The 26,011-nt window shown below is 58.5% G+C and carries 31 protein-coding genes; 18 read left to right on the top strand and 13 right to left on the bottom strand.

Annotation, left to right across the window (positions count from 1 at the left end; translation table 11 throughout):
* The first annotated feature begins 11 nt into the window (after positions 1–11).
* Positions 12–2,009 (top strand): thioredoxin domain-containing protein, encoded by a 1,998-nt coding sequence (locus EL18_RS13515; RefSeq protein WP_036485371.1) that lies wholly within the window; start codon positions 12–14, stop codon positions 2,007–2,009.
* Between the two features lie 64 nt (positions 2,010–2,073).
* Here the strand turns inward: EL18_RS13515 and rho are convergent, their stop codons facing one another.
* The 3 genes from rho to hemE all read right to left on the bottom strand — a co-directional run bounded on the left by rho (position 2,074) and on the right by hemE (position 5,094).
* Complete coding sequence (gene rho / locus EL18_RS13510; protein ID WP_152553062.1) at positions 2,074–3,339, bottom strand: transcription termination factor Rho; 1,266 nt, start codon at positions 3,337–3,339, stop codon at positions 2,074–2,076.
* 217 nt (positions 3,340–3,556) lie between these two features.
* Positions 3,557–4,051: a protoporphyrinogen oxidase HemJ gene (gene hemJ / locus EL18_RS13505; protein WP_244444602.1), complete on the bottom strand. Its 495-nt coding sequence runs from the start codon at positions 4,049–4,051 to the stop codon at positions 3,557–3,559.
* Between the two features lie 11 nt (positions 4,052–4,062).
* On the bottom strand, positions 4,063–5,094 hold the full coding sequence (gene hemE / locus EL18_RS13500) for a uroporphyrinogen decarboxylase (protein WP_036485366.1): 1,032 nt from the start codon (positions 5,092–5,094) through the stop codon (positions 4,063–4,065).
* Positions 5,095–5,494: 400 nt separating this feature from the next.
* On the opposite strand from hemE, the gene EL18_RS13495 reads away from it, so the two are divergent.
* From EL18_RS13495 to dnaQ, 5 genes are all read left to right on the top strand, one after another.
* Positions 5,495–6,340, top strand: a complete 846-nt coding sequence (locus tag EL18_RS13495) for a pyruvate, water dikinase regulatory protein (protein ID WP_036485364.1) — start codon at positions 5,495–5,497, stop codon at positions 6,338–6,340.
* A complete protein-coding gene (locus EL18_RS13490) occupies positions 6,330–6,938 on the top strand; it encodes a Maf-like protein (protein WP_036485362.1) in 609 nt (202 codons plus the stop codon). The genes EL18_RS13495 and EL18_RS13490 overlap by 11 nt, the downstream gene beginning before the upstream one ends.
* Complete coding sequence (locus EL18_RS13485) at positions 6,931–7,773, top strand: shikimate dehydrogenase (protein WP_036485361.1); 843 nt, start codon at positions 6,931–6,933, stop codon at positions 7,771–7,773. Before EL18_RS13490 ends, EL18_RS13485 begins: the two co-directional genes overlap by 8 nt.
* A complete protein-coding gene (gene coaE / locus EL18_RS13480) occupies positions 7,770–8,354 on the top strand; it encodes a dephospho-CoA kinase (RefSeq protein WP_036485358.1) in 585 nt (194 codons plus the stop codon). The genes EL18_RS13485 and coaE overlap by 4 nt, the downstream gene beginning before the upstream one ends.
* Positions 8,355–8,431: 77 nt before the next feature.
* The gene (gene dnaQ / locus EL18_RS13475; RefSeq protein WP_036485356.1) at positions 8,432–9,151 is read left to right on the top strand and encodes a DNA polymerase III subunit epsilon; all 720 of its coding nucleotides are present in this window, start codon (positions 8,432–8,434) and stop codon (positions 9,149–9,151) included.
* A gap of 55 nt (positions 9,152–9,206) precedes the next feature.
* Here dnaQ and secB read toward each other — a convergent pair whose 3' ends face one another.
* Together secB and EL18_RS13465 are read right to left on the bottom strand one after the other, a co-directional pair.
* On the bottom strand, positions 9,207–9,722 hold the full coding sequence (secB, locus tag EL18_RS13470) for a protein-export chaperone SecB (protein ID WP_036485354.1): 516 nt from the start codon (positions 9,720–9,722) through the stop codon (positions 9,207–9,209).
* 100 nt (positions 9,723–9,822) lie between these two features.
* A complete protein-coding gene (locus tag EL18_RS13465) occupies positions 9,823–10,314 on the bottom strand; it encodes an FxsA family protein (RefSeq protein WP_051914279.1) in 492 nt (163 codons plus the stop codon).
* A 181-nt stretch (positions 10,315–10,495) separates the two neighbouring features.
* On the opposite strand from EL18_RS13465, the gene EL18_RS13460 reads away from it, so the two are divergent.
* From EL18_RS13460 to EL18_RS13445, 4 genes are read left to right on the top strand one after another with little or no spacing between them, the layout of a single operon-like run.
* Positions 10,496–11,221 carry a Tim44/TimA family putative adaptor protein gene (locus EL18_RS13460; protein WP_036485352.1) on the top strand — a complete coding sequence of 242 codons (726 nt, stop codon included), beginning with the start codon at positions 10,496–10,498 and terminating at the stop codon, positions 11,219–11,221.
* Position 11,222: 1 nt separating this feature from the next.
* Positions 11,223–12,356, top strand: a complete 1,134-nt coding sequence (gene mltA / locus EL18_RS13455; RefSeq protein ID WP_244444601.1) for a murein transglycosylase A — start codon at positions 11,223–11,225, stop codon at positions 12,354–12,356.
* Positions 12,353–12,898, top strand: coding sequence for a Smr/MutS family protein (locus tag EL18_RS13450; RefSeq protein ID WP_036485349.1), 546 nt, complete (start codon positions 12,353–12,355; stop codon positions 12,896–12,898). Before mltA ends, EL18_RS13450 begins: the two co-directional genes overlap by 4 nt.
* Positions 12,895–13,263: a helix-turn-helix domain-containing protein gene (locus tag EL18_RS13445; RefSeq protein ID WP_036485342.1), complete on the top strand. Its 369-nt coding sequence runs from the start codon at positions 12,895–12,897 to the stop codon at positions 13,261–13,263. The genes EL18_RS13450 and EL18_RS13445 overlap by 4 nt, the downstream gene beginning before the upstream one ends.
* A 6-nt stretch (positions 13,264–13,269) precedes the next feature.
* On the opposite strand, the gene EL18_RS13440 is transcribed toward EL18_RS13445, so the two are convergent.
* The 4 genes from EL18_RS13440 to hslV all read right to left on the bottom strand — a co-directional run bounded on the left by EL18_RS13440 (position 13,270) and on the right by hslV (position 16,710).
* Positions 13,270–14,244, bottom strand: coding sequence for a DUF1402 family protein (locus tag EL18_RS13440; RefSeq protein ID WP_081871240.1), 975 nt, complete (start codon positions 14,242–14,244; stop codon positions 13,270–13,272).
* Between the two features lie 84 nt (positions 14,245–14,328).
* Entirely contained in the window at positions 14,329–15,639 is a 1,311-nt protein-coding gene (gene hslU / locus EL18_RS13435) for an ATP-dependent protease ATPase subunit HslU (RefSeq protein ID WP_036485340.1), read from the bottom strand.
* The gene (locus tag EL18_RS13430) at positions 15,636–16,172 is read right to left on the bottom strand and encodes a GNAT family N-acetyltransferase (protein WP_036485336.1); all 537 of its coding nucleotides are present in this window, start codon (positions 16,170–16,172) and stop codon (positions 15,636–15,638) included. Before EL18_RS13430 ends, hslU begins: the two co-directional genes overlap by 4 nt.
* A complete protein-coding gene (gene hslV, locus EL18_RS13425; protein ID WP_036485326.1) occupies positions 16,159–16,710 on the bottom strand; it encodes an ATP-dependent protease subunit HslV in 552 nt (183 codons plus the stop codon). Before hslV ends, EL18_RS13430 begins: the two co-directional genes overlap by 14 nt.
* Before the next feature lie 166 nt (positions 16,711–16,876).
* On the opposite strand from hslV, the gene hisB reads away from it, so the two are divergent.
* From hisB to coaA, 7 genes are read left to right on the top strand one after another with little or no spacing between them, the layout of a single operon-like run.
* Complete coding sequence (hisB, locus tag EL18_RS13420) at positions 16,877–17,485, top strand: imidazoleglycerol-phosphate dehydratase HisB (RefSeq protein ID WP_036485314.1); 609 nt, start codon at positions 16,877–16,879, stop codon at positions 17,483–17,485.
* Between the two features lie 8 nt (positions 17,486–17,493).
* Entirely contained in the window at positions 17,494–17,976 is a 483-nt protein-coding gene (locus EL18_RS13415; RefSeq protein ID WP_036485312.1) for a DUF2628 domain-containing protein, read from the top strand.
* A 6-nt stretch (positions 17,977–17,982) separates the two neighbouring features.
* Complete coding sequence (hisH, locus tag EL18_RS13410) at positions 17,983–18,633, top strand: imidazole glycerol phosphate synthase subunit HisH (RefSeq protein WP_036485310.1); 651 nt, start codon at positions 17,983–17,985, stop codon at positions 18,631–18,633.
* Positions 18,630–19,364: a 1-(5-phosphoribosyl)-5-[(5-phosphoribosylamino)methylideneamino]imidazole-4-carboxamide isomerase gene (hisA, locus tag EL18_RS13405; protein ID WP_036485307.1), complete on the top strand. Its 735-nt coding sequence runs from the start codon at positions 18,630–18,632 to the stop codon at positions 19,362–19,364. Before hisH ends, hisA begins: the two co-directional genes overlap by 4 nt.
* 46 nt (positions 19,365–19,410) lie before the next feature.
* Positions 19,411–20,205 carry an imidazole glycerol phosphate synthase subunit HisF gene (gene hisF / locus EL18_RS13400; protein WP_036486374.1) on the top strand — a complete coding sequence of 265 codons (795 nt, stop codon included), beginning with the start codon at positions 19,411–19,413 and terminating at the stop codon, positions 20,203–20,205.
* A 2-nt stretch (positions 20,206–20,207) separates the two neighbouring features.
* Complete coding sequence (locus EL18_RS13395; RefSeq protein ID WP_036485305.1) at positions 20,208–20,531, top strand: phosphoribosyl-ATP diphosphatase; 324 nt, start codon at positions 20,208–20,210, stop codon at positions 20,529–20,531.
* A gap of 28 nt (positions 20,532–20,559) precedes the next feature.
* Positions 20,560–21,519, top strand: a complete 960-nt coding sequence (coaA, locus tag EL18_RS13390) for a type I pantothenate kinase (RefSeq protein WP_036485303.1) — start codon at positions 20,560–20,562, stop codon at positions 21,517–21,519.
* Between the two features lie 9 nt (positions 21,520–21,528).
* Here the strand turns inward: coaA and EL18_RS13385 are convergent, their stop codons facing one another.
* The 4 genes from EL18_RS13385 to EL18_RS13370 form a co-directional block, all read right to left on the bottom strand.
* Complete coding sequence (locus tag EL18_RS13385; protein ID WP_036485301.1) at positions 21,529–22,158, bottom strand: alpha-ketoglutarate-dependent dioxygenase AlkB family protein; 630 nt, start codon at positions 22,156–22,158, stop codon at positions 21,529–21,531.
* 87 nt (positions 22,159–22,245) lie between these two features.
* Positions 22,246–22,704, bottom strand: a complete 459-nt coding sequence (lysM, locus tag EL18_RS13380; RefSeq protein ID WP_036485294.1) for a peptidoglycan-binding protein LysM — start codon at positions 22,702–22,704, stop codon at positions 22,246–22,248.
* 147 nt (positions 22,705–22,851) lie between these two features.
* Positions 22,852–23,283: an alternative ribosome rescue aminoacyl-tRNA hydrolase ArfB gene (gene arfB, locus EL18_RS13375; RefSeq protein WP_036485291.1), complete on the bottom strand. Its 432-nt coding sequence runs from the start codon at positions 23,281–23,283 to the stop codon at positions 22,852–22,854.
* An 81-nt stretch (positions 23,284–23,364) separates the two neighbouring features.
* A complete protein-coding gene (locus tag EL18_RS13370; protein ID WP_036485289.1) occupies positions 23,365–24,972 on the bottom strand; it encodes a phosphoenolpyruvate carboxykinase in 1,608 nt (535 codons plus the stop codon).
* 335 nt (positions 24,973–25,307) lie between these two features.
* On the opposite strand from EL18_RS13370, the gene EL18_RS13365 reads away from it, so the two are divergent.
* The gene (locus EL18_RS13365) at positions 25,308–26,009 is read left to right on the top strand and encodes a response regulator transcription factor (protein ID WP_036485287.1); all 702 of its coding nucleotides are present in this window, start codon (positions 25,308–25,310) and stop codon (positions 26,007–26,009) included.
* The last annotated feature ends 2 nt before the right edge of the window (positions 26,010–26,011 follow it).

Genomic DNA, 26,011 nt, shown 5'->3' with positions numbered 1-26,011 from the left:
GGGCTGATCAAATGGAAAACGAGAACCTTCTCGATCGCGAAGGTAGTTTATATCTTCGCCAACACAAGGATAACCCGGTCCATTGGCGGCCCTGGGGTGAGCAGGCATTAGAGGAAGCCAGGGAGCTGAACAAGCCCATCCTTCTTTCAGTTGGATATTCTGCCTGCCATTGGTGCCACGTGATGGCGCATGAATGCTTCGAGGACGCCGAAGTCGCTGCGCTGATGAATGCCAATTTCATCAATGTGAAGGTTGATCGCGAGGAACGCGGGGACATCGACCAGACATACATGGCCGCACTTGGCGCCATGGGCGAACAGGGCGGCTGGCCGCTGACAATGTTTCTGACGCCGGATGCGAAACCGTTTTGGGGCGGAACCTATTTTCCCAAGCACGCAAGATATGGCCGACCCGGCTTCATGGACGTTTTGCAGGCCGTAAATCGTGCCTGGAGCAATGAAAGGGACAAGCTCGTAAACGCAGCTGCCAAACTGCACGACTATGTCCGCAGCACGCTTGCACCTCAGTCCGGCTGGAACGACGATCAGGATCCAGATGAGCTGCTGATCGCAATGGCTGAACGCATCAAAGGAATGAGCGATACAATTAACGGGGGTCTGAAGGGAGCGCCCAAATTTCCCAACGCTCCATTCCTCTACATGCAGTGGATGCACTGGCTTGAGCATGGAGACGTCACCAGCCGCGACCATGTCCTGCAGACATGGAGTAGGATGCTGCGTGGCGGAATATACGATCACGTTGCCGGAGGGATGGCCCGCTACTCCACCGATGCACTCTGGATGGTGCCCCATTTCGAGAAGATGCTCTACGACAACAGCTATCTGATCGACTTCATGACGCATTGCTACACCGCAACGGGTGATCAATTTTTCAAAAGCCGCTGCGAGGAGACGGTTCAGTGGCTTGTCAGAGACATGACCACGAAAGACGGCGCATTTGCCGCAAGCATGGACGCTGATTCCGAAGGTGGCGAAGGCTCTTACTATACCTGGACCCAAGATGAGATCGAAGAAGCCTTGGCGGAAGAACGGGACGCCTTCGGCAGCTACTTCGATCTTGCTGCCCCAACGGGCTGGGAAGGTGATCCGATATTGTTGCGCAAGGCGGACAGTGTTGAAGATGAAACACTCGGGAAACTTCGCAAGCAGCTTTTGGCGAGGCGCTCTTTGCGTACGCCACCCGGTCGCGATGACAAGATATTGGTCGACTGGAATGGAATGGCGATAGCTTCGCTTGCCCGTGCAGGAACCGTTTTCGGGAATTCCGAATGGGTGAAAGCCGCAGAACGCGCTTATGCCGCGATTTTGGCGAAATCGGACGATCATCGTCTGCCTCACGTGATCCTCCAGGACGGCAGGGTCAGGCAGGGACTTTCCTCCGACTTCGCTTCCATGATGAGCGCCGCTCTGGCTTTCTATAGCAGTACGGCTGAAGAGACCTATCTTCACGACGCGACAAGATTTGCCGCGGTGCTGCGGGAAGACTTTCTTGATGAGCAAGGGACCGGCTATTTTCTGCAGGCGAAGGACCGGAAAGACATACCCCTGCGCATCCGTGGGGATGCTGACGAGGCGGTGCTGTCTGCCACAGCCCAGATAATATTGGCGTTGTCGCAATTGGCTGCCGTTACGGGCAATTTGGACGTGCAGGAGCATGTTGACGCTGTCGCCGTGGAGGCGTTGAGCAGGAGCCGTGAGCAAGCCTATGGTCGGGCCGGCATCATTTTTGCGGCAACGATGGCGCGCACTCAGTACAAGCTGCTGCTTCCCGCCCAGAACACAACCATGCGAGGATTGGCGGCAAGGCTTCCGGATCTGCGGAGGATTGATGTTCGTGTTGCACCCGGAACAGCAACCATGGCGGCCGGTATGGAGCTAATCGCAGACAGCGAGACCGCTTATCTGTGCCAGCCAACGCGATGCCTGCCCCCTCTCCGGGGTCCCGAAGCGCTCGAAACCAAGCTTCGCGATGCCATTCGGGTTAATTAGCCGACGAAAAAAGCGCACCTGGTTTCCCAGATGCGCTTCACTTGAGCTCGTTTAGGCTAGCGGCTCAGGTATTCATGGAATCGAAGAACTCGCCATTGCTCTTCGTCTGCTTGAGCTTGTCGCTGAGAAACTCGATGGCATCGGTCGTACCCATCGGCGCAAGGATGCGGCGCAGGACAAAGATCTTTTGCAGATCCTGCCGTGCAACGAGAAGGTCTTCCTTACGAGTACCGGACTTGAGGATATCGATGGACGGGAAGATACGCTTGTCTGCAACCTTGCGATCGAGGACGATTTCGGAGTTGCCCGTGCCCTTGAACTCTTCGAAGATGACTTCATCCATACGGCTGCCGGTGTCGATCAGTGCCGTTGCAATGATGGTAAGCGAACCGCCTTCCTCGATATTTCGGGCAGCACCGAAGAAGCGTTTGGGCCTCTGCAACGCATTGGCATCCACACCACCGGTCAGAACCTTGCCGGAGGAAGGCACCACGGTGTTGTAGGCGCGGCCAAGACGCGTGATCGAATCGAGAAGAATGACAACGTCACGCCCATGCTCGACCAGCCGTTTCGCCTTCTCGATCACCATCTCGGCGACCTGCACGTGGCGCGATGCTGGTTCGTCGAAGGTCGAGGAAACCACCTCACCCTTCACGGACCGCTGCATGTCGGTCACTTCTTCGGGACGCTCATCAATCAGGAGAACGATGAGATAGCATTCCGGATGGTTTGACGTGATGGAATGGGCGATATTCTGCAGCAGAACCGTCTTGCCGGTGCGCGGCGGCGCAACGATCAAGCCGCGCTGGCCTTTGCCCAGAGGCGCAACCAGATCGATCACACGGGCGGAGAGATCCTTGGATGTCGGATTCTCCAGCTCCATCCTGAGCCGCTCGTCCGGATAAAGCGGCGTGAGATTGTCGAAGTGGATCTTGTGACGAATCTTCTCGGGATCTTCGAAGTTGATCGTGTTGACCTTCAGAAGGGCGAAATAACGTTCACCTTCCTTCGGGCTGCGGATCGGACCTTCAACAGTATCACCGGTTTTCAGCGAAAAGCGCCGGATCTGAGATGGTGAAATGTAGATATCATCCGGGCCCGGAAGATAGTTCGCTGAAGCAGAGCGAAGGAATCCGAAACCATCCTGAAGAACTTCCACCACACCTTCGCCAATGATTTCGAAGTCTTGGGTGGAGAGTTTCTTGAGAATTGCAAACATAAGCTCTTGCTTGCGCATGATGCTTGCATTCTCAACTTCGAGAGACTCAGCAAACGCAATGAGGTCGGTTGGCGTTTTGCTTTTCAGCTCTTGGAGTTTCATTTCCTGCATGGTGCGGACTCTGGATGGATAGGAATGGAGAATAAGGGCGCCTGTGGCGCGACGCGTCTCTTGCTGCGGGTAAAGACCGAGCCGGACGTGAAAAGGAAGGAAGCGCCCTTTTACAGTTCTCATGAACAAAGAGCAAGGGCCGTAATTGGTTCCAGCCCCGCCAGCCTTCGTTTCTGCTGCCGGGGCGCAATCGTTGGATGAAAAGCCGTGAGCGCTCTCAGAAGGGCTTTACGGCCACAAGAATGACAATCAGCAGCAGCAGGACGGTCGGCACTTCGTTCATTATGCGCCAGAACCGCGCGCTCCGGGTATTGGCATCCCGTTCGAACTTGCGCAGCGAACCTCCGAGAAAGCCATGTACACCGCTCAGTGCCACGACAAGCGCGATCTTCGCATGCAGCCAGCCTCCGGAGAAGCCGAAGCCCTTCCAGGCAAGCCACAGTCCCAGAATCCATGTTGCAAGCATGGCGGGCATGATGATTGCACTGTACAGCCGCCGTTCCATGATCTTGAAGGTTTCGCTCTTGTCTGATCCGGCAGTTGCATCGCTGTGATAGACGAAAAGCCGCGGCAGGTAGAGCATTCCCGCCATCCAGGCGATTACCGCGATGATGTGAAATGCCTTCACCCAGTCATAGGCGGCATCCGAGGCAAGCAGAAACAGGCCCACCGCACCCACCAGTGCGACAATCGGTAAAAGAATCTTGTTCATAGGCATGTTGCTCACCCCTCAGCCTGTCTGACCCGTTTGACCAGCGCCTCAACATGGCTCACGGGCACCTGCGGTGTGATGCCGTGGCCAAGATTGAAAACCAGCGGCCCTCTCCCGAGTTCTTCGAGGATCCGATCGACACCCTCTTCCAAAGCCTTGCCGCCTGCCCGCAATCGCATCGGATCAAGATTGCCCTGAACGGGGCCCGCTTCCTGCAAGGTTCGTGCCTTGGTCATTGGCACGGTCCAGTCAAGGCCTTGCGCCGTGATGCCCGTCTTGGCCCGGTAGCTATCGGCGAAACAGCCGGCACCCTTCGGAAAGCCGATAATCGGAATGTTGCCGCAGCGCTCGCGGACAATCTTCACCATCTTGGCCACTGGCGCCACGCACCAGCGCTCGAAACAGGCTTCATCCAGAACGCCGGACCAGGAATCGAAAATCTGTACGGCATCCGCACCAGCTTCAATCTGGCGGATAAGATAGTCGGCCGAACGCACCGCCAGTACATCCAGAAGCGCATCCATCAAGTGCGGATCGCTATAGCCAAACAGTCGGCCAGGTGCCTGATCAGGCGTGCCATGTCCGGCGATCATGTAGGTGGCAACGGTCCAGGGTGCGCCGCAAAAGCCGATCAGTGACACATCATCGGGCAATTCATCTTTCAAACGCCGCACGGTCTCGTAGACCGGCGCAAGCCTTTCGTGAAAGGTGTCGACCCGCCCGAGAGCGTCAACCTCATCCGCCTTTATGGGCGTAAGAACCGGTCCGCGACCTTCCTCGAAGCGTAGATCCCGTCCGAGCGCGTGCGGCACAACCAGAATGTCGGAAAACAGGATCGCTGCGTCAAAGTGGAACCGCCTGATCGGCTGCAGCGTTACCTCAACTGCGAAGTCCGGATTGTAGCATAGGTCGAGGAAGCTTCCCGCCTTGGCCCTGAGTTCCCGGTATTCGGGCAGATAGCGTCCTGCCTGGCGCATCATCCAGATCGGTGGAGGGAAGACGGTCTTGCCGTCCATCACTTCCATGAATTTCGTTGCCGCCACTTCGGGTCTCTCCGAATAGATAATAAAAAAGATTCTTCGAAGAAGACTCTTTCTGTTTCTTAGAGTCTGTTCGAAATGTGGATTATTTCCTTTCCACGATGTCTGACTTGAAAACACAAGTCCCCAACGCGTCGCACCGCGACTACGGCATGTGGAGAAGATTCTGAATCGTTCGGATTCACTCCATGAATCCCTGAACTTGTTCGAAGGTTCCCCTCGTCGCCAAGGTTCTCTTTCTGTGTACGGGCGATTGGCGTCCACAAAGATTCCCACATGGGCAATCTTGTCTGCACGGCGACGCCAATTGTGGATGAAATGCTACCTTTTCCCCCACAGGCTCCCTCGCCAATTCGTGCTGCCGGCGTTATCAACAGTGCTCCACAATCAGGGAACAGGGCGTGTGCAAAAGCCTCAGAGCTTCTTTCATCTGCACCTCATTTCGGATGCGACCGGCGAAACGCTGCTTGCAGCCGGTCGCGCTGCGGCTGCGCAGTACAAGAATGCGCGGGCGATCGAACATATCTATCCGTTGATCCGGACCGAAAAGCAGCTGGCGCGGGTTTTCGAGGAAATAGATCGTCAGCCGGGCATCGTACTCTACACCATCGTCGATCAGGCACTGGCGCGCCAGATTGATGAGCGCTGCCAGACTATGGGTCTGCCGGTCGTCTCGGTACTCGAACCGGTTCTTGGCGTGTTCCAGTCCTATCTCGGCACCCCGGCAGGACGGCGGGTCGGAGCGCAGCATGTGCTTGATGCCGGTTATTTCCAGCGCATCGACGCGTTGAATTTCACGATGGAGCATGACGACGGTCAACTTCCCCATGATGTCGAGGAAGCGGATGTGGTCCTTGTAGGCGTCTCGCGCACCTCCAAGACACCGACAAGCATCTACCTGGCCAATCGTGGAGTGAAGACAGCCAATGTACCGATTGTGCTGGACGTGCCCCCGCCCCCCGCCCTTTTGACTGCACGGCATCCGCTCATTGTTTGTCTGGTGGCTTCGGCCGAACGGATCTCCCTGGTCCGGCAGAACCGGGTGCTGGGCACGCATGCTGACGACAGTTTCGACATATATACGGACCGGGCGACCATCGGACGCGAACTGTCCTATGCACGTCAGCTTAGCACGCGCCATGGCTGGCCACTGATCGATGTGACCCGCCGTTCGATAGAGGAAACCGCTGCTGCCATAATGGCGTTGCGTGCGGAGACACGTTCAAGCGGAGAAGAAGATGGCTTTTAATTCAGAAACGATCATTCTGGCCTCGACCAGTCCGTTCCGCCGCAAGATGTTGGAAGACGTGGGTCTCGACATCGCCACTCAAGCACCTGACATCGACGAACGTTCAGTGGAAGCACCGCTGCAGGAAAGTGGCGCAACGGCAGAAGATGTTGCTGCCATCCTGGCCGAAGCCAAGGCGCTCGACGTTTCCGAGCGTCATCCGAATGCCTGGGTTATTGGTGCGGATCAGACGCTCTCGCTCGAGGAGAGGTTGTTTCACAAGCCCAAGGACATGGAAGAGGCAAGACGAAACCTGCTTGCGCTCTCCGGCCGCACGCACCAGCTCAACAGCGGCATAGTCTTGGCCCATCAGGGGCGTGTCGAATGGCGTCACACCGCCATTGCACACATCACCCTGCGCGACCTGGACCCGGGCTTCATCGGCCGGTATCTCGCTGAAATCGGTGATGCTGCATTGAAAAGCGTCGGCAGCTACCAGGTGGAAGGTGCCGGAAACCACCTCTTCAGGAAGATCGAAGGGGATCACTTCACGATTATCGGCATGCCGCTTCTGCCACTACTCGAAGCATTGCGTGAAAGGAAACTGATTGATGGCTGAAGCGCCGATCAAGGCATTTGTCTGCGGGCACCCGATCAAGCACTCAAGGTCACCACTCATCCATGGTTACTGGCTCGAAAAGCACGGACTTCAGGGCTCCTATGAGGCCGTCGACATTGCTCCGGTCGACTTCCCTTCCTTTCTCCGGTCCCTGGAAGAGCTTGGCTACGCCGGTGGGAACGTAACGCTTCCGCACAAGGAGGCAGCCTTTCGCCATGCCGAAAAACTGGATGGAGCGGCTGAGCGGATTGGTGCCGTGAACACCTTGTGGCTCGAAGGCGGACATTTGTGCGGATCCAATACGGATGCTTATGGCTTCGCCGCAAATCTCGACCAGCAACTGCCAGGCTGGGACAGCGCCAGGACAGCTATGGTGCTGGGTGCGGGCGGAGCTGCACGTGCCGTTGTTCATGCGTTGCAGGAGCGTGGTTTCGACGAGGTCCGGATCGTCAACAGAACGCAAGCGCGTGCCCGCGATCTTCAGATGCGTTTCGGCGGATCAACCAGTTCCCACGGTTGGGATGAAATCGAAAAGCTGCTTCCCAGCACCGATCTCCTTGTCAACACGACATCTCTGGGAATGGCAGGATCGGCATTGCTTGATATCTCTCTGGACGGCCTCCCGGATCACGCGATCGTCTCGGATATCGTTTATGTGCCGCTGAAAACGCGGCTACTGAAAGATGCAGAAGCGCGAAACCTGCGCACGGCGGAAGGTCTTGGCATGCTTCTTCATCAGGCAGTCGCAGCTTTCGAGCGCTGGTTTGAGGTCAAGCCGGAAGTCACCGACGAACTGCGCCAGCGCATCGTCCATGATCTGGGGGGCGCGAAGTGATCATTCTCGGGCTCACGGGCTCGATCGGCATGGGGAAATCGACCACCGCGCGTATGTTTGCCGAGGAAGGCGTTCCCGTTCATGATTCCGACGCCGCCGTTCACAAGCTCTACGAGGGGGAGGCCGCGGCCGGTATCGACCGACTGTATCCCGGAACGGTGGTCGAGGGCGTGGTGGACCGCACGAAGCTCGGTGCCCGGGTCATCGGCAACGCCGAAGCCTTGAAGAAGCTGGAAGAGTATATCCATCCGCGGGTGCGCGCGGATGCCGATGCTTTTGTGAAACGGCATGAAGAGGCGGGCACGGCTCTCGTCGTGCTGGATATTCCGCTCCTCTTTGAAACCGGTGGTACGGACCGTGTGGACCGGATTGCGGTCGTGTCGGCCCCCGCGGAGGTGCAGCGACAAAGAGTGCTTTCACGGGATGGAATGACGGAAGAAAAATTCGCAGCCATCCTGTCCAAGCAGGTGCCTGACGAGGAGAAGCGGCGGCGCGCGGATTACGTTATCGATTCCAGCCGGGGCCTGGACCATGCCCGCAAGCAGGTGCGCGAGATCGTGCAGGAGCTTTCACAGATTTAAGGCCGGCGGGCCACAACCGCTCTTGCCTTGGATGGTCGAACGCCCCCATTGTCCGCAGCAGGACAGAGAGTGAATTGATGCGCGAAATCATCTTCGATACCGAAACCACAGGCCTCGATCCGCGGGAAGACCGCATCATCGAGCTTGGCTGTGTCGAACTGGATAACCGCTTCCCGACCGGGCGAACGCTGCACTTCTTCATCAATGCGCAGGGACGGTCCGTCCATCCGGACGCGCAGGCCATTCACGGGATCTCCGATGCGGATCTGGCGGACAAGCCGGTTTTCGCGGAAATACTTGACGAGTTTCTGGCTTTCATCGACGGCGCGAAGCTCGTTGCCCACAATGCCAATTTCGATATCGGCTTCATCAATGCCGAATTTGCGCGCCTCGATCGCCCGGTGGTGGACCCGTCACTGGTGGTGGATACGCTTGCGATAGCACGCCGAAAGCATCCGATGGGCCCCAACTCGCTGGATGCGCTCTGTCGGCGCTATGGCATCGACAATTCCAGGCGCACCAAGCACGGCGCGTTGCTGGACGCCGAACTTCTGGCCGAGGTCTATATCGAGCTTGTTGGCGGCAAACAGGCCGCATTCGGGTTGGAAATATCCAACGGCGATGATTCGAGCCAAACCCGGGACCGACAGGTACAGGTAAAAATCGATCCTCGTCCCGCCCCTCTTCCTTCACGCCTGACCGCGTCGGAACGTGAAGCGCACGCAGCAATGGTAGAGGGCATGGGGGAGAACGCCTTGTGGAACAAGATCCGTCCTACCCTGGAAGCAGCCGAATAAGAAAAAAGCCGGGCAAGATGCCCGGCTCGGTGCATTTCGACAATCTGGTGCGTGATCAGGAGGCCTGAACCTTCGCCTTGGCCTGTTCTTCAGCCATGCGCTGCTGGAACATGCGGGCAAAGTCGATCGGGTCGATCATCAGCGGCGGGAAGCCACCATTGCGGGTCGCGTCGGCGATGATCTGACGTGCGAACGGGAAGAGCAGACGCGGGCACTCGATGAAGAGCAGCGGCAGCATGTGCTCCTGGGGGAAACCTTCGATGCGGAAAATACCGCCGTAAAGCAGCTCCACATTGAACATCACGTTCTTGTCGGATTCAGCGCGCGCATTGAGCGTCAGCAGAACATCGTAATCAGAGCCGCCAAGCGGATTGGCGTTCACATTGACATTGATGTTGATCGCTGGAGCCTTTTCGCCACGATTGCGAAGGGACTGCGGGGCGCCGGGGCTCTCGAAGGACAGATCCTTCACATACTGCGTCAGCACATTGAGGCTCGGCTGCGCGCCATTTCCTGCCGCCTGCTGTCCGGCTTCCTTGTTCTGGTCGTTTTCCTGCGGGTTCTTGGCCATCCGCCTAAAGTCCTCATCCACGCGTTACGCGGCTCTAAGCCACTTGAAATCTGTCGCGTTGGCTAGCACGAGCCTATCGGCAAGACAAGTTTGCGAAGCCTCAGCGCGGTTTGTCGAGTCCGCGATCATCGCGCCATGGCGTATCTTCGCGCGGTGATGTCGTATAGTCCTCGCTCTCCAAATCGATGATGTCGGGGTCTCGCGGCCGTGACCTCGCCTCGCCGCCCGGGGTGATGATGGTGATGCGGCTTCGAAGAAAGCGCCAGCCCATATCCCTGAATTGTGGCACAAACAGCAGGAAGCCAAGCGTGTCCGTGACAAATCCGGGTGTGAGCAGAAGAACGCCGGCCACCATGATCATCATGCCGTGAACCAAGTCACGGCCCGGCACCTGCCCCTGCTCCATGGTGGCGCGGATGCGTCGGGCCACGCCCAGCCCTTGAGAGCGCAAGAGGATGGTGCCGGCCACGGCAGTTGCGAAGATCAGGGCCATTGTCGCGAGGACGCCGATTTCGCCGCCGACGACCACAAAAACGGCGATTTCCAGCAATGGAATGGCCAGAAGCATGAAGGGTATGATGGAGAACGGCACTTTCTTTACGAACCTCGCGCTAATGCTGCCTCAATGGCTGCTACGTAACCACATAGGAACTGTGGCAATCGATTTGAATGATTCGATGGCGCGTTCTATATGGAATTGATGTGGACCTCCCCGTCTGAAGCCGAGAATGTGCCGGCTTCTCAGGACAGAGCGACTTGTTTGGCTGAGCGATATGCAATTTTTTGATTTTGGCACGATTTTCTTTCTGGTCGCGGCGGTCGTGATCTTCTTCCAGCTGCGCAATGTCCTGGGCCGACGTACCGGCAATGAACGGCCTCCGTTCGATCCCTATTCCACACGTTCACGTTCTCGCTCGGCGCCTTCCGATACCAATGACAATGTCGTCTCCCTGCCAAATCGCAAGGGTGCTGCCACTGCACCGCAGCCTGTGCGCGACATCGAAGAGAGCTTTGCGGCCATCGACGCACTCACGAAGCCGGGCACCCCGGTCAATGAAGGCTTGAAGGCCATCACCAAGGCCGATCAGCAGTTCGACGTCAAAAAGTTCCTCGAAGGCGCGAAGATGGCCTACGAGATGATCGTCATGTCTTTCGCAGATGGTGATCGCCGTACATTGAAAACGCTTCTTTCGAAGGATGTCTATGAAGGATTCGTGGCCGCGATAGACGAGCGCGAGCGCAATGGTCAGAAGATCGAGTCTTCCTTCGTGGGTATCGATAAGGCGAACATCATTGCCGCCGAGCTGAAGGGAACCGAGGCCCACATTACGCTTCGCATTGTCAGCGAACTGATTTCTGCCACGCGTGACAGTGGAGGCGAGATCGTCGACGGTGATCCCGAGACGGTCGCTGAAGTGAAGGATGTGTGGACATTCGCGCGCGATACCCGCGCCCGCGACCCGAACTGGAAGTTGGTGGCTACCGAAGCAGAGGATTGATGTGGACGCCGGCACGCCAGTCCCGCAGGTGACACAGCCGCTTTCCCCGATTTTCAAACGCCTGAGCTTTGAGGACATCCCCGGCTGGGCGCACGATCAACACGCTCAGGCGTTTTCCGCCTTCCGGCTCAGCGCCATCAAGGCAGCGCAGAAGCCCTACAAGACGGGCAGTCTGGGTGTTTCCCAATCAGCCTTTCTCACAGCATTTGCCGCAGCACGAGCGATGGGTGAAGTTGTTTCGTCCGGCGCGGCGCGGGAATTTTTCGAGGACTGGTTCCGGCCATACCGGATCGTAGGGCACGACGGTTTCGTCACCGGTTATTTCGAGCCGGAGGTGGATGCCTCGCTCGAAAGGACAGACGAGTTCAGTGTCCCGCTCTACCGCAAACCTGACGATCTGGTGAAGATCGATCCCGACGCGCCACCGCCAGGTGTCGAGCAGGGCTATGCATTCGCGCGCAGCCAGGGGGGCGTGCTCGGGCCCTATTTCGATCGGCAGGCGATCGAGCAAGGTGCGCTTTCAGGGCGAGGCCTCGAGATATGCTGGCTGAGGGACCCGATCGACGCTTTTTTCATCCATGTTCAGGGGTCGGCGCGCCTGAAGCTGCCCGACGGCCAGGTGATGCGCGTGGGTTACGCAGCCAAATCCGGACACCCCTTTACCGGCATAGGGCGCGCATTGGCAGAGCTTGGAGAGCTGCCCGCGGATGGCGTGACGATGCAGAGCATTCGCGACTGGCTCGCAGCCAATCCGGATCGTCAGCAGGAAATCATGTGGCGCAATCGCAGCTTCATCTTCTTTCAGGAGATGCCAGGCCCCGATGCGCAACTTGGGCCGATAGGCGCAGCCAAGGTGCAATTGACACCCGGTCGCTCCATCGCGGTGGATCGCTTCCTGCACACATATCCCACTCCTTTCTTCATCAATGCGCCACAGCTGACGCATGTGACTGGAAGCCCGTTTCAGAAACTGATGATCGCACAGGACACGGGGTCAGCCATTATCGGCCCCGCGCGCGCGGACCTCTTCATCGGCAGCGGCAACGCGGCAGGTGCGATTGCGGGTTCGATCAAGCATGAAGCGGAATTCATCGCATTGCTGCCCGCTTCACTGATCGGGGAGCAGTACCGGTGACACGAAAGAAGGGGCGGTTGAGCGAAGAGGACCGGGTACTGTGGGGACGGGTCGCGCGCACGGCAACGCCGATCAAGGGGAAGGACTATCCGCAGTGGCCCGAGGCCATGGAGGAAGTTCAACCAACCAACAAGCCCGCCGAGCCCCATAGAACAGAACCGCCACAAAAGACCCGGCGCGCGCCTGCTCCCGCCCTGCAGGACCCGCGCCACATCGACCGTCCCACCCATGCAAAGCTCGCGCGTGGCCGGCTGGAAATCGCTGGCCGCGTGGACCTGCACGGCATGACCCAGGAAGAAGCGCATATGCTGCTCATCTCCTTTCTGCGTCGGGCTTACGAGGCAGATCGCCGATATGTTCTCGTCATCACGGGCAAGGGAACATCCTCTCGCGGCGAAGGCATCTTACGTCGTTCGGTACCGCGCTGGTTCGCCACCAGCCCGTTTCGTGAGATTGTCGGCGGTTATGAGGAGGCTGCGCGAACTCACGGAGGCGCCGGCGCGCTTTATGTGAGGCTTCGCAGGCGGGGGCCGCGGAAATGACACCCTTCGGAGAGCGCTTGCGCGAATTGCGCCGCGAGCGTGGCATCAGCCAGAAGAAAATGGCCGAGGATATTGGCGTGAGCGCCGCATATCTGTCCGCGCTCGAGCATGGCAGACGCAGTCCACCGACCTGGCCGATGGTTCAGAAGATAATCGGCTACTTCAACATCATCTGGGATGAGGCCGACGAACTGCAGCAACTGGCTGCGCTTTCACATCCGCGCGTGACAGTGGATACGGCGGGAATGCCGCAGAAGGCAACGGCACTGGCGAATTTGCTGGCGCATAATATAGGCCGGTTGTCGCGCGAGGAACTTGATGATCTCTATTCCGCCCTCAACAGGATGCTGAAGACCCGGATCTGAAAAGGGTCAGAACCTGGCTACCAGCTGTTGAAGCTCGTCCATGCGATCGTTTACGAGCCAGCCGTAATAATTCTCTTCGGGCAGCTTCTGCGGCTCGCCACGGCGCTTGCGCTCAGCGTTTTCACTCGCCAGTTTTCGGGCTCGCATCTCGGGATCGCCAAGATTGTAGAGCGTCGCGGTGACACCGGGATTGCTGCTGATGTCGAATCCCGCGATACGCCTGTAGGCCTGGATAGCATGCTTCAGGGTTGCGGCCACATAGGCAAGCGACACGTCCGGATCCATGATAGCCTTGTAAACGCCTTGCGGATCCGTGTGGCTGAGCTTCGGATAGCCTGAAACCTTGTTCACCGTATCCGTCAGCTGCAGCGCCGTCAGCGGATTGAGCTGGCCGATGCCGAAAGTCTGCCCGGCATAGAACGGCTGAAAGAAGACGGCACTGAAGCGTTCATCGGGATAGCCCGTGCCGCCGACACTCTTGCCACGGAATTTCTGGTTCCACACCTGCTCGCGGCAGGACCAGACAGCATAGCTGCCATTCAGATCCTCACACGCGGAAAATTCCGGTCGGCTGATGAAGTCATGGACCAGTTCCCCATTGTGGGAGAAGGTGAAACTGCTCTTCAGATAAGAGACGGCTTTCACGTAATAGGTCTGCAGGTGGTCATAGGCGTCAACATTGTAGGTATGCTCGCCCACGATGGCGCCGACGATGTGTATCGGGTCAACTCCATAGGCTTTCGCCGTCGACTTGATCTTTTGCTGCAGTCTGCGGTCAGTCTCGAGCAGCGTACGAACCTTCTCGAACTTGCGATCATAGGTCGTCTTGTTCGCGTTGGTGCGAACGGCCGAGCCGCGCGGTATGGGAGGCTGTGCCTCATTCCGGTTTCCGGGCGGCACATGTGTGGCAGCGCTCGCCTGAAAGACGAGACCTATGGCAATTAGGGCGCTCAGGACAATGCTGTGTCGCAACCTGTTTATCCGCTCTGTGACCTTGGGGAGCCCCGCTTTTAAGGGAAGGGGGAATCGGAGTCGAGAAGATTCCCCCGCTGCGACGCTATGCGCTTACAGAATGAAACGGGACAGATCGGTGTTCTTGGCCATGTCCCCTACATTCTCGTCCACATAGGGCCCGTCGATTTCCACCTCGCTGCCGGAACGGTCGGGCGCATTGTAGGAAATGTCGTCCAGCACACGCTCCATGACCGTCTGCAGCCGTCTGGCGCCGATATTCTCCACGCTCGCATTGAGGTCGACTGCAATCTCGGCCAGCCGGTCGATCGCGTCTTCGGTGAAGTTGAGGCTGACGCCCTCGGTCTCCATGAGCGCCACATATTGCTTGATCAGGCTGGCTTCGGTTTCCGTGAGGATGCGACGGAAATCCTCCTTCTCCAGTGCTCGGAGTTCCACCCTGATCGGAAGTCGACCCTGAAGCTCCGGCAGAAGGTCGGATGGCTTTGAAACGTGAAACGCGCCCGAGGCAATGAAGAGAATGTGATCGGTCTTGACCGGCCCATACTTGGTGGCAACGGTCGTGCCCTCGACCAGGGGCAACAGGTCACGCTGAACGCCTTCGCGCGAAACGCCTGCACCCATTCCGCCTTCGCGCGCCGCGATCTTGTCGATTTCGTCGAGGAAAACAATGCCGTCGTTCTGAGCGCTTTCCAGCGCCCTGGCCACGACTTCCTCCTCGTCAAGCAGCTTGTCGGATTCGTCGTCGATCAGGAACTTGTAGGATTCCTTCACCGTGGTCTTGCGCGTGCGTGTGCGCCCGCCGCCCATGGCCTTCTGCAGCATGTCATTGATGTTGAGCACGCCGATATTGGCCCCTGGCATGCCCGGTATGTCGAAGCCGCCCATGCCGCCACCGGTATCGGAAACTTCGATTTCTATTTCCTTGTCATCCAGCAGCCCGTCGCGCAGCTTCTTGCGGAAGCTGTCCTTCGTTGCCGGGCTTGCGGTCTTGCCCACGAGAGCTTCAAGCACGCGTTCCTCGGCATTCACATGCGCCCTCGCCTTCACGCTTTCTCGCATCTTCTCGCGCGTCAGGCCGATTGCCACTTCCACGAGATCGCGGATGATCTGCTCGACATCGCGACCGACATAGCCCACTTCCGTGAACTTCGTCGCTTCGACCTTGATGAAGGGCGCACCTGCAAGCTTGGCCAGACGCCGTGAGATCTCCGTCTTGCCCACGCCTGTCGGCCCGATCATCAGTATGTTCTTCGGCATCACCTCGTCGCGCAGCTGGTCGGGCAGCTGCTGACGCCGCCAGCGATTGCGAAGTGCGATGGCAACGGCGCGCTTGGCGTCATTCTGGCCGATGATGAAGCGGTCGAGTTCAGAAACGATCTCGCGAGGAGAGAAATTGGTCATGAATGGATCTCGTTTTCTTCGTGATGCTGCATGAGAAGGACATCTCCGCTGCGTCCTTCCAGATGTGGGATGGGTCTGAACCCGGCTTTCTCATAGGCTCTGATGGCGCGTGCATTGCCGCGGTCCGGATCGATGATGATCGCTCGATGGCCATGCGCACGCAGACGGGCGACCATCTTCTTTACTGCGGCAGTGCCTATGCCCTTCGAGACAAGCTGCTCTTCACCAATGGTAATATCAACGCCGACCGCATCATGAGGCACCTTGAGCAGCCATGGATGTTCAGCCACCAGTGCCGGGGTACGGTTGTCGGCCACGAACCAGTATTGCATGTAGCCGATTTCCCTGCCCTCAAATTCAAGGATGAAGGGCCGCGTCGTGTCACGTCCTTCGACCATGTCCTTGATGAAGCCGAGTTCCTCGTCCGCTTCACCCCACCATTCCCGCACATGGGTACGCGCAAGCCATTCCCGCAGAAGTGCGTAGTGCTCCGGCCCAACAGGCTTCAGGCCTATGGCGTCAGCCTTCGACATCCAGCGTTTCCACCACCAGATTGTCATTGGTATAGATGCAGATGGAAGCGGCGATCTCCATGGACTTGCGGGCGATCTCTTCCGCGTCCTTGTCCGTATCGATCAGCGCCTTTGCCGCCGCCAGCGCGAAATTCCCGCCAGAACCGATGGCCATCACGCCCTGTTCCGGTTCCAGAACATCGCCATTGCCGGTCAGTGCGAGCGTGATGTCCTTGTTGGCAACCAGCATCATGGCTTCAAGCCGACGCAGATAACGGTCTGTGCGCCAGTCCTTTGCAAGTTCCACGCAGGCGCGCATGAGCTGATCGGGATATTGTTCAAGCTTTGCCTCGAGCCGCTCGAGCAGTGTGAAGGCATCTGCGGTCGCTCCGGCAAATCCCGCGATCACATTGCCCTTGCCGATACGGCGCACCTTGCGCGCATTGCCTTTCATCACCGTCTGGCCAAGGCTTACCTGGCCATCGCCCGCAATGACGACCTTCCCGCCCTTGCGCACGGTGACGATTGTCGTTGCGTGCATGGAATTGTTTTCGCTCATCGGGTTCTGCTCCTTTGCACCGCGGTCGGCTACCGCTGAGGGGCTTATGTATGTTTGACGGTCCGGATTGCAAAGTACATCCGCATCAAGGTCCTGTAATCGTTCATCTGGTCAATGGGATAACATGCTGCTAGAAGGCTGGCCTTCTCAGGCAAGGGGAATAGCCATGGCCAGCAATCCGGCACGCGAGGCATCAGTCAGCCGCAAGACCAACGAGACTTCCATCGAAGTCAAGGTAGCGCTTGATGGCACCGGCAAGGCGGAAATCGCCACCGGCGTCGGTTTCTTCGATCACATGCTCGACCAGCTCTCCCGCCACAGCCTGATTGACATGACCGTCAAGGCAGACGGTGATCTGCATATCGATGATCACCACACAGTCGAAGATTGCGGCATCGCGCTTGGTCGCGCTCTGGCGCAAGCCCTGGGCGATCGTCGGGGCATCATGCGCTATGCCTCGCTGGATCTGGCGATGGACGAGTGCCTCACGCGCGCCGCCGTCGACGTCTCAGGTCGCCCCTTTCTGGTCTTTGACGCAGATTTTCCGACGGAAAAGATCGGTACATTCGACACCCAACTGGTGCGTGAATTCTTCCAGGCGCTGGCACAGCATGCCGGCATTACGCTTCACATCACCAATCTCTATGGCGCCAACAGTCACCATATTGCGGAAACCTGCTTCAAGGCAGTGGCGCGGGTGCTTCGCGCTGCGATGGAACCTGATCCACGTCAGCCCGATGCCGTGCCGTCCACCAAGGGCACGCTCAACAGCTAGGAGCAGGAATGGCCAGCTATCTCGTTCTGGAGCCCGATGCTCCGGCCTCCCAGCGGGGAGAAGAGGCAATCGTGCTGCGCGATGGCTTCTCCCTCGCGGCCTTCCTGCTGACCATATTCTGGTTTCTTTGGCATCGCATGTGGCTCGAAGCGCTGGCGGCATTGGTTGTGGCGCTGGCGGCCACGGCGCTTGGAACCTTCACTGGCTTGCCCATATTGGGCACGCTGTTCTCGCTCCTCGTCTCTCTCCTCATAGGGCTTGAGGCACGAAATCTGCGGGTGCTGAATCTGCGCCGCCGCGGATGGAGGCTCGTAAGTGTGGTCGATGCAGCCAATGCTTCCGAGGCAGAGCTGCGATATGTCGCGCAGAAGAGTGAAAGTGAGCATGCTCCGCCGGCGGTGTTCCGGCCGGCCGGTACCGTGGCAGGCTACCGCGCTCCCGAGGCGGGATCTGCGGCATTCGGACTGTTAGACTATCCAAGAAAGGGCTGATGCGAGATGCGCGTTGCCATAATCGACTATGGTTCGGGAAATCTGCGTTCGGCGACCAAGGCTTTTGAACGTGCTGCCCGTGAATCCGGCCTTGATGCCACGATCGACCTGACCGCCGATCCGTCCGCCGTCGCTTCAGCAGACCGCGTGGTTCTACCAGGTGTCGGCGCCTATGCCGATTGCCGCCGCGGCCTGGCCTCGGTCTCCGGCATGGAAGAAGCGCTCAATGAAGCGGTCATTGCCAAGGCCCGGCCTTTTCTCGGTATCTGCGTCGGCATGCAGTTGATGTCCGAACGCGGCCTTGAAAAGGAAGTCACCGAAGGCTTCGGCTGGATCGCAGGCGATGTTCAGGAGATGCAGCCCGCGGATCCAAATCTTAAGATTCCGCAAATCGGATGGAACACGATTCACGTGAAACATTCCCATCCACTGTTTAATGACATTCCCACAGGCCCGGACGGACTGCACGCCTATTTCGTGCACTCCTATCACCTCGCCGCAAAGCAGCCTGAGCAGATTCTGGCGACCACCAACTATGGCGGGCCCGTTACCGCAGCGGTAGCCCGGGACAACCTCGTCGGCACCCAGTTCCACCCCGAAAAGAGCCAGACACTTGGTCTTGCGCTTATCGCAAATTTCCTGAAGTGGAAGCCATGATCCTATTTCCCGCCATCGATCTGAAAGACGGCCAGTGCGTGCGCCTAAAGCTCGGCGAGATGAGCCAGGCCACAGTCTATAACGCTGATCCCGCCGACCAGGCCCTTGCTTTCGAGCGGCAGGGTTTCGAATGGCTGCATGTTGTTGATCTCAACGGCGCCTTTGCCGGCGAGAGCGTGAATTCATCCGCTGTCGAGGCGATCCTCTCCGCGACCAGAAACCCTGTCCAGCTTGGCGGCGGCATCAGGACGCTTGCCCATATCGAGAACTGGCTTGAGAAGGGCCTTGCCCGCGTCATTCTCGGCACGGTCGCAGTGCGGGACCCGGAACTTGTCCGCGAAGCCTGCCGAAAATTCCCCGGCAAGATCGCGGTCGGCATAGACGCGCGCGGCGGCAAGGTCGCTGTCGAGGGCTGGGCGGAAACTTCCGACCTGTCCGCAATCGAGCTTGCACGGCGCTTCGAAGGTGCGGGCGTATCCGCTATCATCTACACCGACATTGATCGCGACGGGATCCTCACCGGCATCAACTGGGACTCCACGATCGAACTTGCCGCTGCCGTCTCCATTCCTGTCATCGCGTCAGGTGGGCTTGCCTCTCTCGACGACATCCGCCGAATGACACAAGCCGATGCAGCAGGTCTGGAAGGTGCAATCTCGGGCCGCGCGCTTTATGACGGGCGCATCGATCCCGCCGAAGCACTGGCGATACTGAAGAATGCGAAAGGCTGACGGGTTCATGCCGCAGAACCTGCAGGAGAAAGGCTTGGAAACCGACATGTCTCTCAAGGCGCGTGTCATCCCCTGTCTGGACGTCAAGGACGGTCGTGTCGTCAAGGGCGTGAACTTCGTTGATCTGGTCGATGCCGGCGATCCTGTCGAGGCAGCGCGTGCCTATGACGCTGCAGGCGCCGACGAACTCTGCTTTCTCGACATCACCGCAAGCAGCGACAATCGTGAAACGATATTCGATGTCGTGGCACGCACTGCCGATCAATGCTTCATGCCCGTGACCGTCGGCGGTGGCGTGCGCGAGGTCGGCGATATTCGCAAGTTGCTCCTGGCTGGTGCCGATAAGGTTTCCATCAACACGGCTGCCGTCAAGGACCCGGATTTCGTCGCGCGCGGCGCTGACAAATTCGGCAATCAGTGCATTGTCGTGGCCATCGACGCCAAGCGCGTTTCAGCCGAGGGTGAGGAGCCGCGCTGGGAGATTTTCACCCATGGCGGACGCAATGCGACCGGCATCGACGCCATCGAGTTCGCGCAGCGCGTTGTTGATCTTGGAGCAGGCGAACTGCTTCTCACTTCCATGGACCGCGACGGCAGCAAGGCGGGCTATGATCTTGAACTGACCCGGGCCATTTCCAGCGCTGTCCGCGCCCCGGTCATTGCCTCGGGCGGCGTCGGTACGCTGGACCACCTTGTTGAAGGTGTGCGCGATGGCGGGGCGTCGGCGGTACTTGCAGCCTCGATCTTCCATTTCGGCACCTATACGATTGGTGAGGCCAAGCGTTACATGGCCGATGCCGGCATCCCGATGCGCCTCGACCCCACGAAAGAGACCAGGTGACCATGGCAGATTTCGACCTGAAGGAACTTGAGCGCATAATTGCCGAGAGAGGCAATTCGCAAGATGTCGGTTCCTGGACCGCGAAGCTTTTCAGGGCTGGCACGCCCAAGGCGGCGCAGAAGCTGGGCGAGGAAGCAGTTGAAACAGTCATCGCGGCTGTGGGTGGTGACAGGGACGGCGTGATTTCGGAAAGCGCCGATCTCCTGTATCATTGGATGGTAGTGCTCGCGCTTTCAGGGGTCAGCCTCGAGGAAGTTCTGGATGAACTCGCACGGCGCACCGGTCGTTCCGGTATTGAAGAAAAGGCCGCGCGGCAAGGGGACTGAAGCCGCCAGCGCGGCAAAAGAGACGCTTATGGACCAGCTTGCACCCGGCGAACGCTATTCGCCCTACCGTTTCTTTTCCGCCGAACGCTGGGCGAAGTTTCGGGCGGATACTCCTCTCACCCTGACTGAAGATGAAGTTCGCCGCCTTCGCTCGCTGAACGATCCGGTTGACCTGGAAGAGGTGCGGCGCATCTATCTCTCGCTCTCCAGGTTGCTTTCCGCGCATGTCGAGGCAAGCCAGCTACTGTTTCAGCAGCGCAAGCAGTTCTTCTCCACGGACGATGCGCAGAAATCGCCTTTCATCATCGGCATTGCGGGTTCGGTGGCCGTCGGCAAGTCAACCACCGCACGCGTGCTGAAGGAGCTTCTGGCACGCTGGCCCTCCAGCCCCAAGGTGGACCTCGTCACGACCGACGGGTTCCTCTACCCGAACGCTGTCCTTCGCGAAAACAATCTGATGGACCGCAAGGGCTTTCCCGAAAGCTATGACCAGGGCGCGGTCCTGAAATTCCTGTCGGAGATCAAGGCGGGCATGTCCAATGTGCGCGCACCGCTCTACTCGCATCTCACATACGACGTGCTGGAAGGCGAATTCGTCACCATCGACAGGCCCGACATTCTCATTTTCGAGGGCATCAACGTTCTGCAGACCCGCGAGTTGCCTGCCGACGGCAAGGCTATCCCGGTGGTCTCGGACTTCTTTGATTTCTCCATCTACATCGATGCGCCCGAAGAACTCGTGCATAACTGGTACGTTGACCGCTTCATGCGTCTTCGCGAAACCGCGTTCCGCGATCCCCGCTCCTTCTTCCACCGCTATGCCGAGCTGTCGTCGGAAAGCGCGCTGGCGATTGCCGAACAGCTTTGGAAGAACATCAACCTGAAGAATCTGCGCGAGAACATACTGCCCACCAGGCCGCGCGCGGACCTGATCCTGCGCAAGGGTGCCGATCACCTGATCGAGGAAGTCGCCCTGCGCAAACTCTGAACTCTTTCCTCAGGCGCTGCTATCGGCAGGAAGCGTGACACGCCGCAATGTCAGATTGATGCGCCCGGGTTTCTTCAGCAGTGGCGAAGTGTCGGGGTAGATCCGGTCTACCCCATGATAGCAGAGTCGCCCCTCCCCACCGAGAATGACGACGTCACCGCTATCGAGCCGAAGCGACACGGTGCGCCCTCCCCGGGTGCGTTCCCCGATCCTGAACAGACAGGAATCGCCCAGCGAGATCGAGACGACAGGCGCATCGAAATCTGCCTCATCGCGATCTTGATGCAGACCCATCTTCGCTTCCGGTTCATAGAAATTAACAAGGCAGGCTTCCGGCGGATGGGGATAGCCCGCCACTTCCTCCCACAGACGTGAGAGCCGTCCTGGCATCGCTGGCCACGGCTCACCCGTCACCGGATGAACGTCCTGATAACGGTAGCCCTGCTCCTTGTCCGTAACCCAGCCGAGCGTGCCGCAGTTTGTCATGCGAACACTCATCGGCTTCCCCGAGCGCGGCATCACGGGCACATAAAGTGGTGCAGCCCGCACGACATCGCGGATTTCAGCCACGAGTGCACGCTGTTCATCAATGTCGAGAAAACGGGGGATATGCCTCACGCCCTTGGGCAGGACGAGCATGGGTCACCTCATGTCTGAAGCCACGGTGCCCGGTGGCATCGGGTGCAGGCGATTTCGCCCGCACCCGTAGAACCTAGTGCTTCACCTTCAGGCGTCGAGCTCGGGAATGCGCAGGACCTGACCGGGATAGATCTTGTCGGGATGATCCAGCATCGGCTGGTTGGCCTCGAAGATCTTCGTGTATTTCGCACCATGGCCCTTGCCGTACTGCGCTTCGGCGATCTTCCAGAGATTGTCGCCCTTCTGAACCGTGTAGAACACCGGCTCCTTGGTCGCCGAGGCAGCTTCGGAAACCTTCAGCTCACCCGCTTCCACCTTGGACACGCCGAGCGTGTTGCCGACTGCAACAACGGCTTTCTCGAAGGCAGACTGGTCAGCGACCTCGCCCTTCAGAACAACCTTGTCGCCCTGTACTTCCACTTCAACCTTGTCCGTGCCGAGTTTGTGGGAGTCGAGTTCCTTCTTCAGCGCTTCCGGCTCTGGAGCCTCGTCATCGACCACACCGATCTTCTTGCCGACGGATTTGACGAAATCGAAAATGCCCATTGAATATCTCCTGATATGAATCGCGGGGGATGCATCTGACGTGTAGCCAAGAATTGTTTCAACCGCAAAACGAACTCTATTGCGCGCGCTGAAACTTCTCAACCGCGTTTAGCGCGCAGCCTCTCGCCGCGTTGCACTGCCGTCCGGCTAATCCAGCCGTACCTTGCCGCGCAGCTTCTTCACGTTCCCGCGACCCGTTTTCGCTTTCAACCGGCGCTCGACCGATCCCTTGGTGGGTCTTGTCTTCTTGCGTAGTTTCGGGGGTGGCTCGGACGCGCGCTTCATCAGATCAACGAGGCGGCCCCGCGCATCTGCACGATTCTGCTCGCGGGTGCGATAGCGACCGGCCTCGATGATGATCTCGCCTTCCTTCGTGGCCTTGCTGCCGGCAAGTTTCAGCGCACGTTCGCGGACGCGCTCAGGAAGGTGGTATGCGTCGCAAAGGCGGTAGCGCAACTGGACCGCCGTCGCCACCTTGTTGACGTTCTGTCCTCCCGGACCCGATGCACGAATAAAGCTCTCTTCGAGTTCTTCGGGTTTGATCGTGATGTTGGGACGAATTTCAAGCCGTTCTGCCATGGTCGCAACATGGGTGGGCTGTCAGGAAAAGAAAAGCCCGGCACGGAGTTTGCCGGGCTTCTCATCAATTATGGTCAAAGTTCAGGCTGCCTCGCGCAGCCCTGGTGACGCCTGAAGAACCTCTGCGTCCACATGCGCTTCAAAGCGCTCGAAATTCTCGACAAACATGCTGACGAGGCGCTGGGCCTGCGCATCATATGCAGCCGGATCTGCCCAGGTGGAACGCGGATCCAGAATATTTGATTCCACGCCCGGGACGGAGACCGGTACCTCGAAGCCGAAATTTTGATCGAGACGGAATTTGGCGTCATTGAGAGAGCCGTCGAGCGCGGCGCCCAGCAGCGTCCTCGTCACTCGGATCGGCATGCGGTTGCCCGTACCATATGCACCGCCGGTCCACCCGGTATTGACCAGCCAGCAATCCACATTGTGCCGTGCGATCAGGTCGCGCAGCAGATTTCCGTATTCGGACGGGTGCCGCGGCATGAATGGTGCGCCGAAGCAGGTGGAGAAGGTCGCCTCGGGTTCAGTCACCCCCTTTTCGGTGCCGGCAACCTTCGCCGTGTAACCGGAAAGGAAGTGGTACATTGCCTGTGCGGGCGTAAGCCTTGCGATGGGCGGCATCACGCCGAACGCATCGGCCGTCAGCATGACAATGTTTTTGGGCTGCCCTGCCCTGCCCGTCTCGCTGGCGTTCGGAATGAAGTTCAACGGGTAAGCACAGCGCGTGTTCTCGGTCCGGCGGTCGTCGTTGAAGTCCGGCATCCCGTTCTCGTCCAGTATGACGTTTTCGAGAACCGTGCCGAAGCGGCGCGTCGTGGCGAAGATTTCCGGTTCTGCCTCCTCGGACAGTCGGATCGTCTTGGCGTAGCAGCCGCCCTCGAAATTGAAGATGCCGTCTTCGCCCCAGCCATGCTCGTCGTCGCCGATCAGCGTACGGCTGGCATCCGCCGACAACGTGGTCTTGCCTGTGCCCGAGAGGCCGAAGAAGACCGCCACATCACCTTCATCGCCCATATTCGCCGAGCAGTGCATCGGCATCACGCCACGCTTGGGCAACAGGTAGTTGAGCGCTGTGAAGACCGACTTCTTCATCTCGCCTGCATAGGACGTACCGCCAATGAGAACGATCATGCGGGTCAGATCCATCGCGATGACTGTTTCCGTGCGGCAGCCATGACGCGCAGGAACAGCCTTGAAGGAGGGCAGATCAATGACGGTCATGCTCGGCACGAAATCTGCCAGTGCTGCGCGTTCGGGTCGGATCAGCAGGTTACGGATAAACAGCGAATGCCACGCATATTCCGTTACCACACGGGTGGGAAGAGCATTTTCACTGTCTGCACCACCGATCAGATCCTGCACGAACAAGTCGCGGCCTGCGGCATGCGCTTGGAAGTCGGCGAGAAGTGTATCGAATTGCTCGCGGGTGATCGGCTTGTTGTTATCCCACCAGACCGCATCTTCCGTATCCGCATCCCGGATGATGAACTTGTCCTTCGGCGAGCGGCCGGTGTGCTGCCCGGTTTCGGCAACAAGGGCCCCATGCGCCGAAATGCGTGCTTCGCCACGCTCGATGGCTTCCTGATAGAGCTGACCCTCGGTCAGGTTGTAGAAAACGCCGCCCGTCGTCTTCAGGAGCTGTTTTTCTATCCCGTTGTCGGGATTGCGCTGGCCGAACTCGTTCATAGTCTTTCCAATCAAGGGGTTACCGGGTCGCTGCACGGGAGATTGCAGAAATTGCGTCGCTCTGCCCTTTGGTCAGAAACAGAAAAGCATAGTGATATCAAATGTTTAATCGATTTAAAAAAATTCAAAAACATCTAAATCGTTTAGATCGGAAAGTCAGGCCTGTTATAGTTAAGAGGCTACACCATCTGTGGGTTTGAGCTGCCGCATGCCCGACCTCGAGCATATGAGTGACTTGGTCGGGAGAATGTGCCACATTTTGTACCCAATTTGTCCTGCATCTGCGGTGCACCGAAGCACGCAAGGGACATATGCTCATGAGGGAGCCAAATGATATGGCAACGATTGCGCTTGTTGACGACGATCGCAACATCCTGACCTCAGTCTCCATCGCGCTGGAGTCGGAAGGTTATCGCGTCGAGACATACACCGATGGCGCATCGGCACTTGAGGGGCTGACCACGCGTCCGCCGAACCTGGCCATCCTTGACATCAAGATGCCGCGCATGGACGGCATGGAGCTTCTGCGTCGCCTCCGTCAGAAAAGCGATATTCCAGTTATCTTCCTGACATCCAAGGATGACGAGATCGACGAACTGTTCGGCCTGAAGATGGGTGCCGATGATTTCGTGCGCAAACCCTTCTCGCAACGCCTTCTTGCGGAGCGCGTCCGTGCTGTTCTGCGCCGCGGCGCCACCCGCGAGGTCGCATCCAAGCAGGCTGAGAAGCAGAGCCGTTCACTGGAGCGCGGACATCTCGTCATGGATCAGGAACGGCACACCTGCACATGGAAAGGCGAGCCCGTTACGCTGACCGTGACCGAGTTCCTCATCCTGCATTCGCTCGCTCAGCGCCCCGGCGTCGTCAAGAGCCGCGATGCGCTGATGGATTCGGCCTATGACGAGCAGGTCTATGTGGATGACCGCACCATCGACAGTCACATCAAGCGCCTGCGCAAGAAATTCAAGGCCGTTGATGGCGATTTCGACATGATCGAAACCCTCTACGGTGTTGGCTACCGCTTCCGCGAGGCTTGATT

Source organism: Nitratireductor basaltis, from assembly GCF_000733725.1.
In the GTDB taxonomy this organism is placed as follows: domain Bacteria; phylum Pseudomonadota; class Alphaproteobacteria; order Rhizobiales; family Rhizobiaceae; genus Chelativorans; species Chelativorans basaltis.
Note: the sequence above shows the minus strand (reverse complement) of the source record. Positions and strands in the feature narration are given on the sequence as shown.

Excerpts from the sequence above, each read along its gene's own strand:
- EL18_RS13515 (WP_036485371.1), top strand. The coding sequence starts at position 12 with ATGGAAAACGAGAACCTTCTCGATCGCGAAGGTAGTTTATATCTTCGC.
- rho (WP_152553062.1), bottom strand. The coding sequence starts at position 3,339 with ATGCAGGAAATGAAACTCCAAGAGCTGAAAAGCAAAACGCCAACCGAC.
- hemJ (WP_244444602.1), bottom strand. The coding sequence starts at position 4,051 with ATGAACAAGATTCTTTTACCGATTGTCGCACTGGTGGGTGCGGTGGGC.
- EL18_RS13490 (WP_036485362.1), top strand. The coding sequence starts at position 6,330 with ATGGCTTTTAATTCAGAAACGATCATTCTGGCCTCGACCAGTCCGTTC.
- EL18_RS13485 (WP_036485361.1), top strand. The coding sequence starts at position 6,931 with ATGGCTGAAGCGCCGATCAAGGCATTTGTCTGCGGGCACCCGATCAAG.
- dnaQ (WP_036485356.1), top strand. The coding sequence starts at position 8,432 with ATGCGCGAAATCATCTTCGATACCGAAACCACAGGCCTCGATCCGCGG.
- secB (WP_036485354.1), bottom strand. The coding sequence starts at position 9,722 with ATGGCCAAGAACCCGCAGGAAAACGACCAGAACAAGGAAGCCGGACAG.
- EL18_RS13460 (WP_036485352.1), top strand. The coding sequence starts at position 10,496 with ATGCAATTTTTTGATTTTGGCACGATTTTCTTTCTGGTCGCGGCGGTC.
- EL18_RS13445 (WP_036485342.1), top strand. The coding sequence starts at position 12,895 with ATGACACCCTTCGGAGAGCGCTTGCGCGAATTGCGCCGCGAGCGTGGC.
- hslU (WP_036485340.1), bottom strand. The coding sequence starts at position 15,639 with ATGACCAATTTCTCTCCTCGCGAGATCGTTTCTGAACTCGACCGCTTC.
- EL18_RS13430 (WP_036485336.1), bottom strand. The coding sequence starts at position 16,172 with ATGTCGAAGGCTGACGCCATAGGCCTGAAGCCTGTTGGGCCGGAGCAC.
- hslV (WP_036485326.1), bottom strand. The coding sequence starts at position 16,710 with ATGAGCGAAAACAATTCCATGCACGCAACGACAATCGTCACCGTGCGC.
- hisB (WP_036485314.1), top strand. The coding sequence starts at position 16,877 with ATGGCCAGCAATCCGGCACGCGAGGCATCAGTCAGCCGCAAGACCAAC.
- EL18_RS13415 (WP_036485312.1), top strand. The coding sequence starts at position 17,494 with ATGGCCAGCTATCTCGTTCTGGAGCCCGATGCTCCGGCCTCCCAGCGG.
- hisH (WP_036485310.1), top strand. The coding sequence starts at position 17,983 with ATGCGCGTTGCCATAATCGACTATGGTTCGGGAAATCTGCGTTCGGCG.
- hisA (WP_036485307.1), top strand. The coding sequence starts at position 18,630 with ATGATCCTATTTCCCGCCATCGATCTGAAAGACGGCCAGTGCGTGCGC.
- hisF (WP_036486374.1), top strand. The coding sequence starts at position 19,411 with ATGTCTCTCAAGGCGCGTGTCATCCCCTGTCTGGACGTCAAGGACGGT.
- EL18_RS13395 (WP_036485305.1), top strand. The coding sequence starts at position 20,208 with ATGGCAGATTTCGACCTGAAGGAACTTGAGCGCATAATTGCCGAGAGA.
- coaA (WP_036485303.1), top strand. The coding sequence starts at position 20,560 with ATGGACCAGCTTGCACCCGGCGAACGCTATTCGCCCTACCGTTTCTTT.
- EL18_RS13385 (WP_036485301.1), bottom strand. The coding sequence starts at position 22,158 with ATGCTCGTCCTGCCCAAGGGCGTGAGGCATATCCCCCGTTTTCTCGAC.
- lysM (WP_036485294.1), bottom strand. The coding sequence starts at position 22,704 with ATGGGCATTTTCGATTTCGTCAAATCCGTCGGCAAGAAGATCGGTGTG.
- arfB (WP_036485291.1), bottom strand. The coding sequence starts at position 23,283 with ATGGCAGAACGGCTTGAAATTCGTCCCAACATCACGATCAAACCCGAA.
- EL18_RS13370 (WP_036485289.1), bottom strand. The coding sequence starts at position 24,972 with ATGAACGAGTTCGGCCAGCGCAATCCCGACAACGGGATAGAAAAACAG.
- EL18_RS13365 (WP_036485287.1), top strand. The coding sequence starts at position 25,308 with ATGGCAACGATTGCGCTTGTTGACGACGATCGCAACATCCTGACCTCA.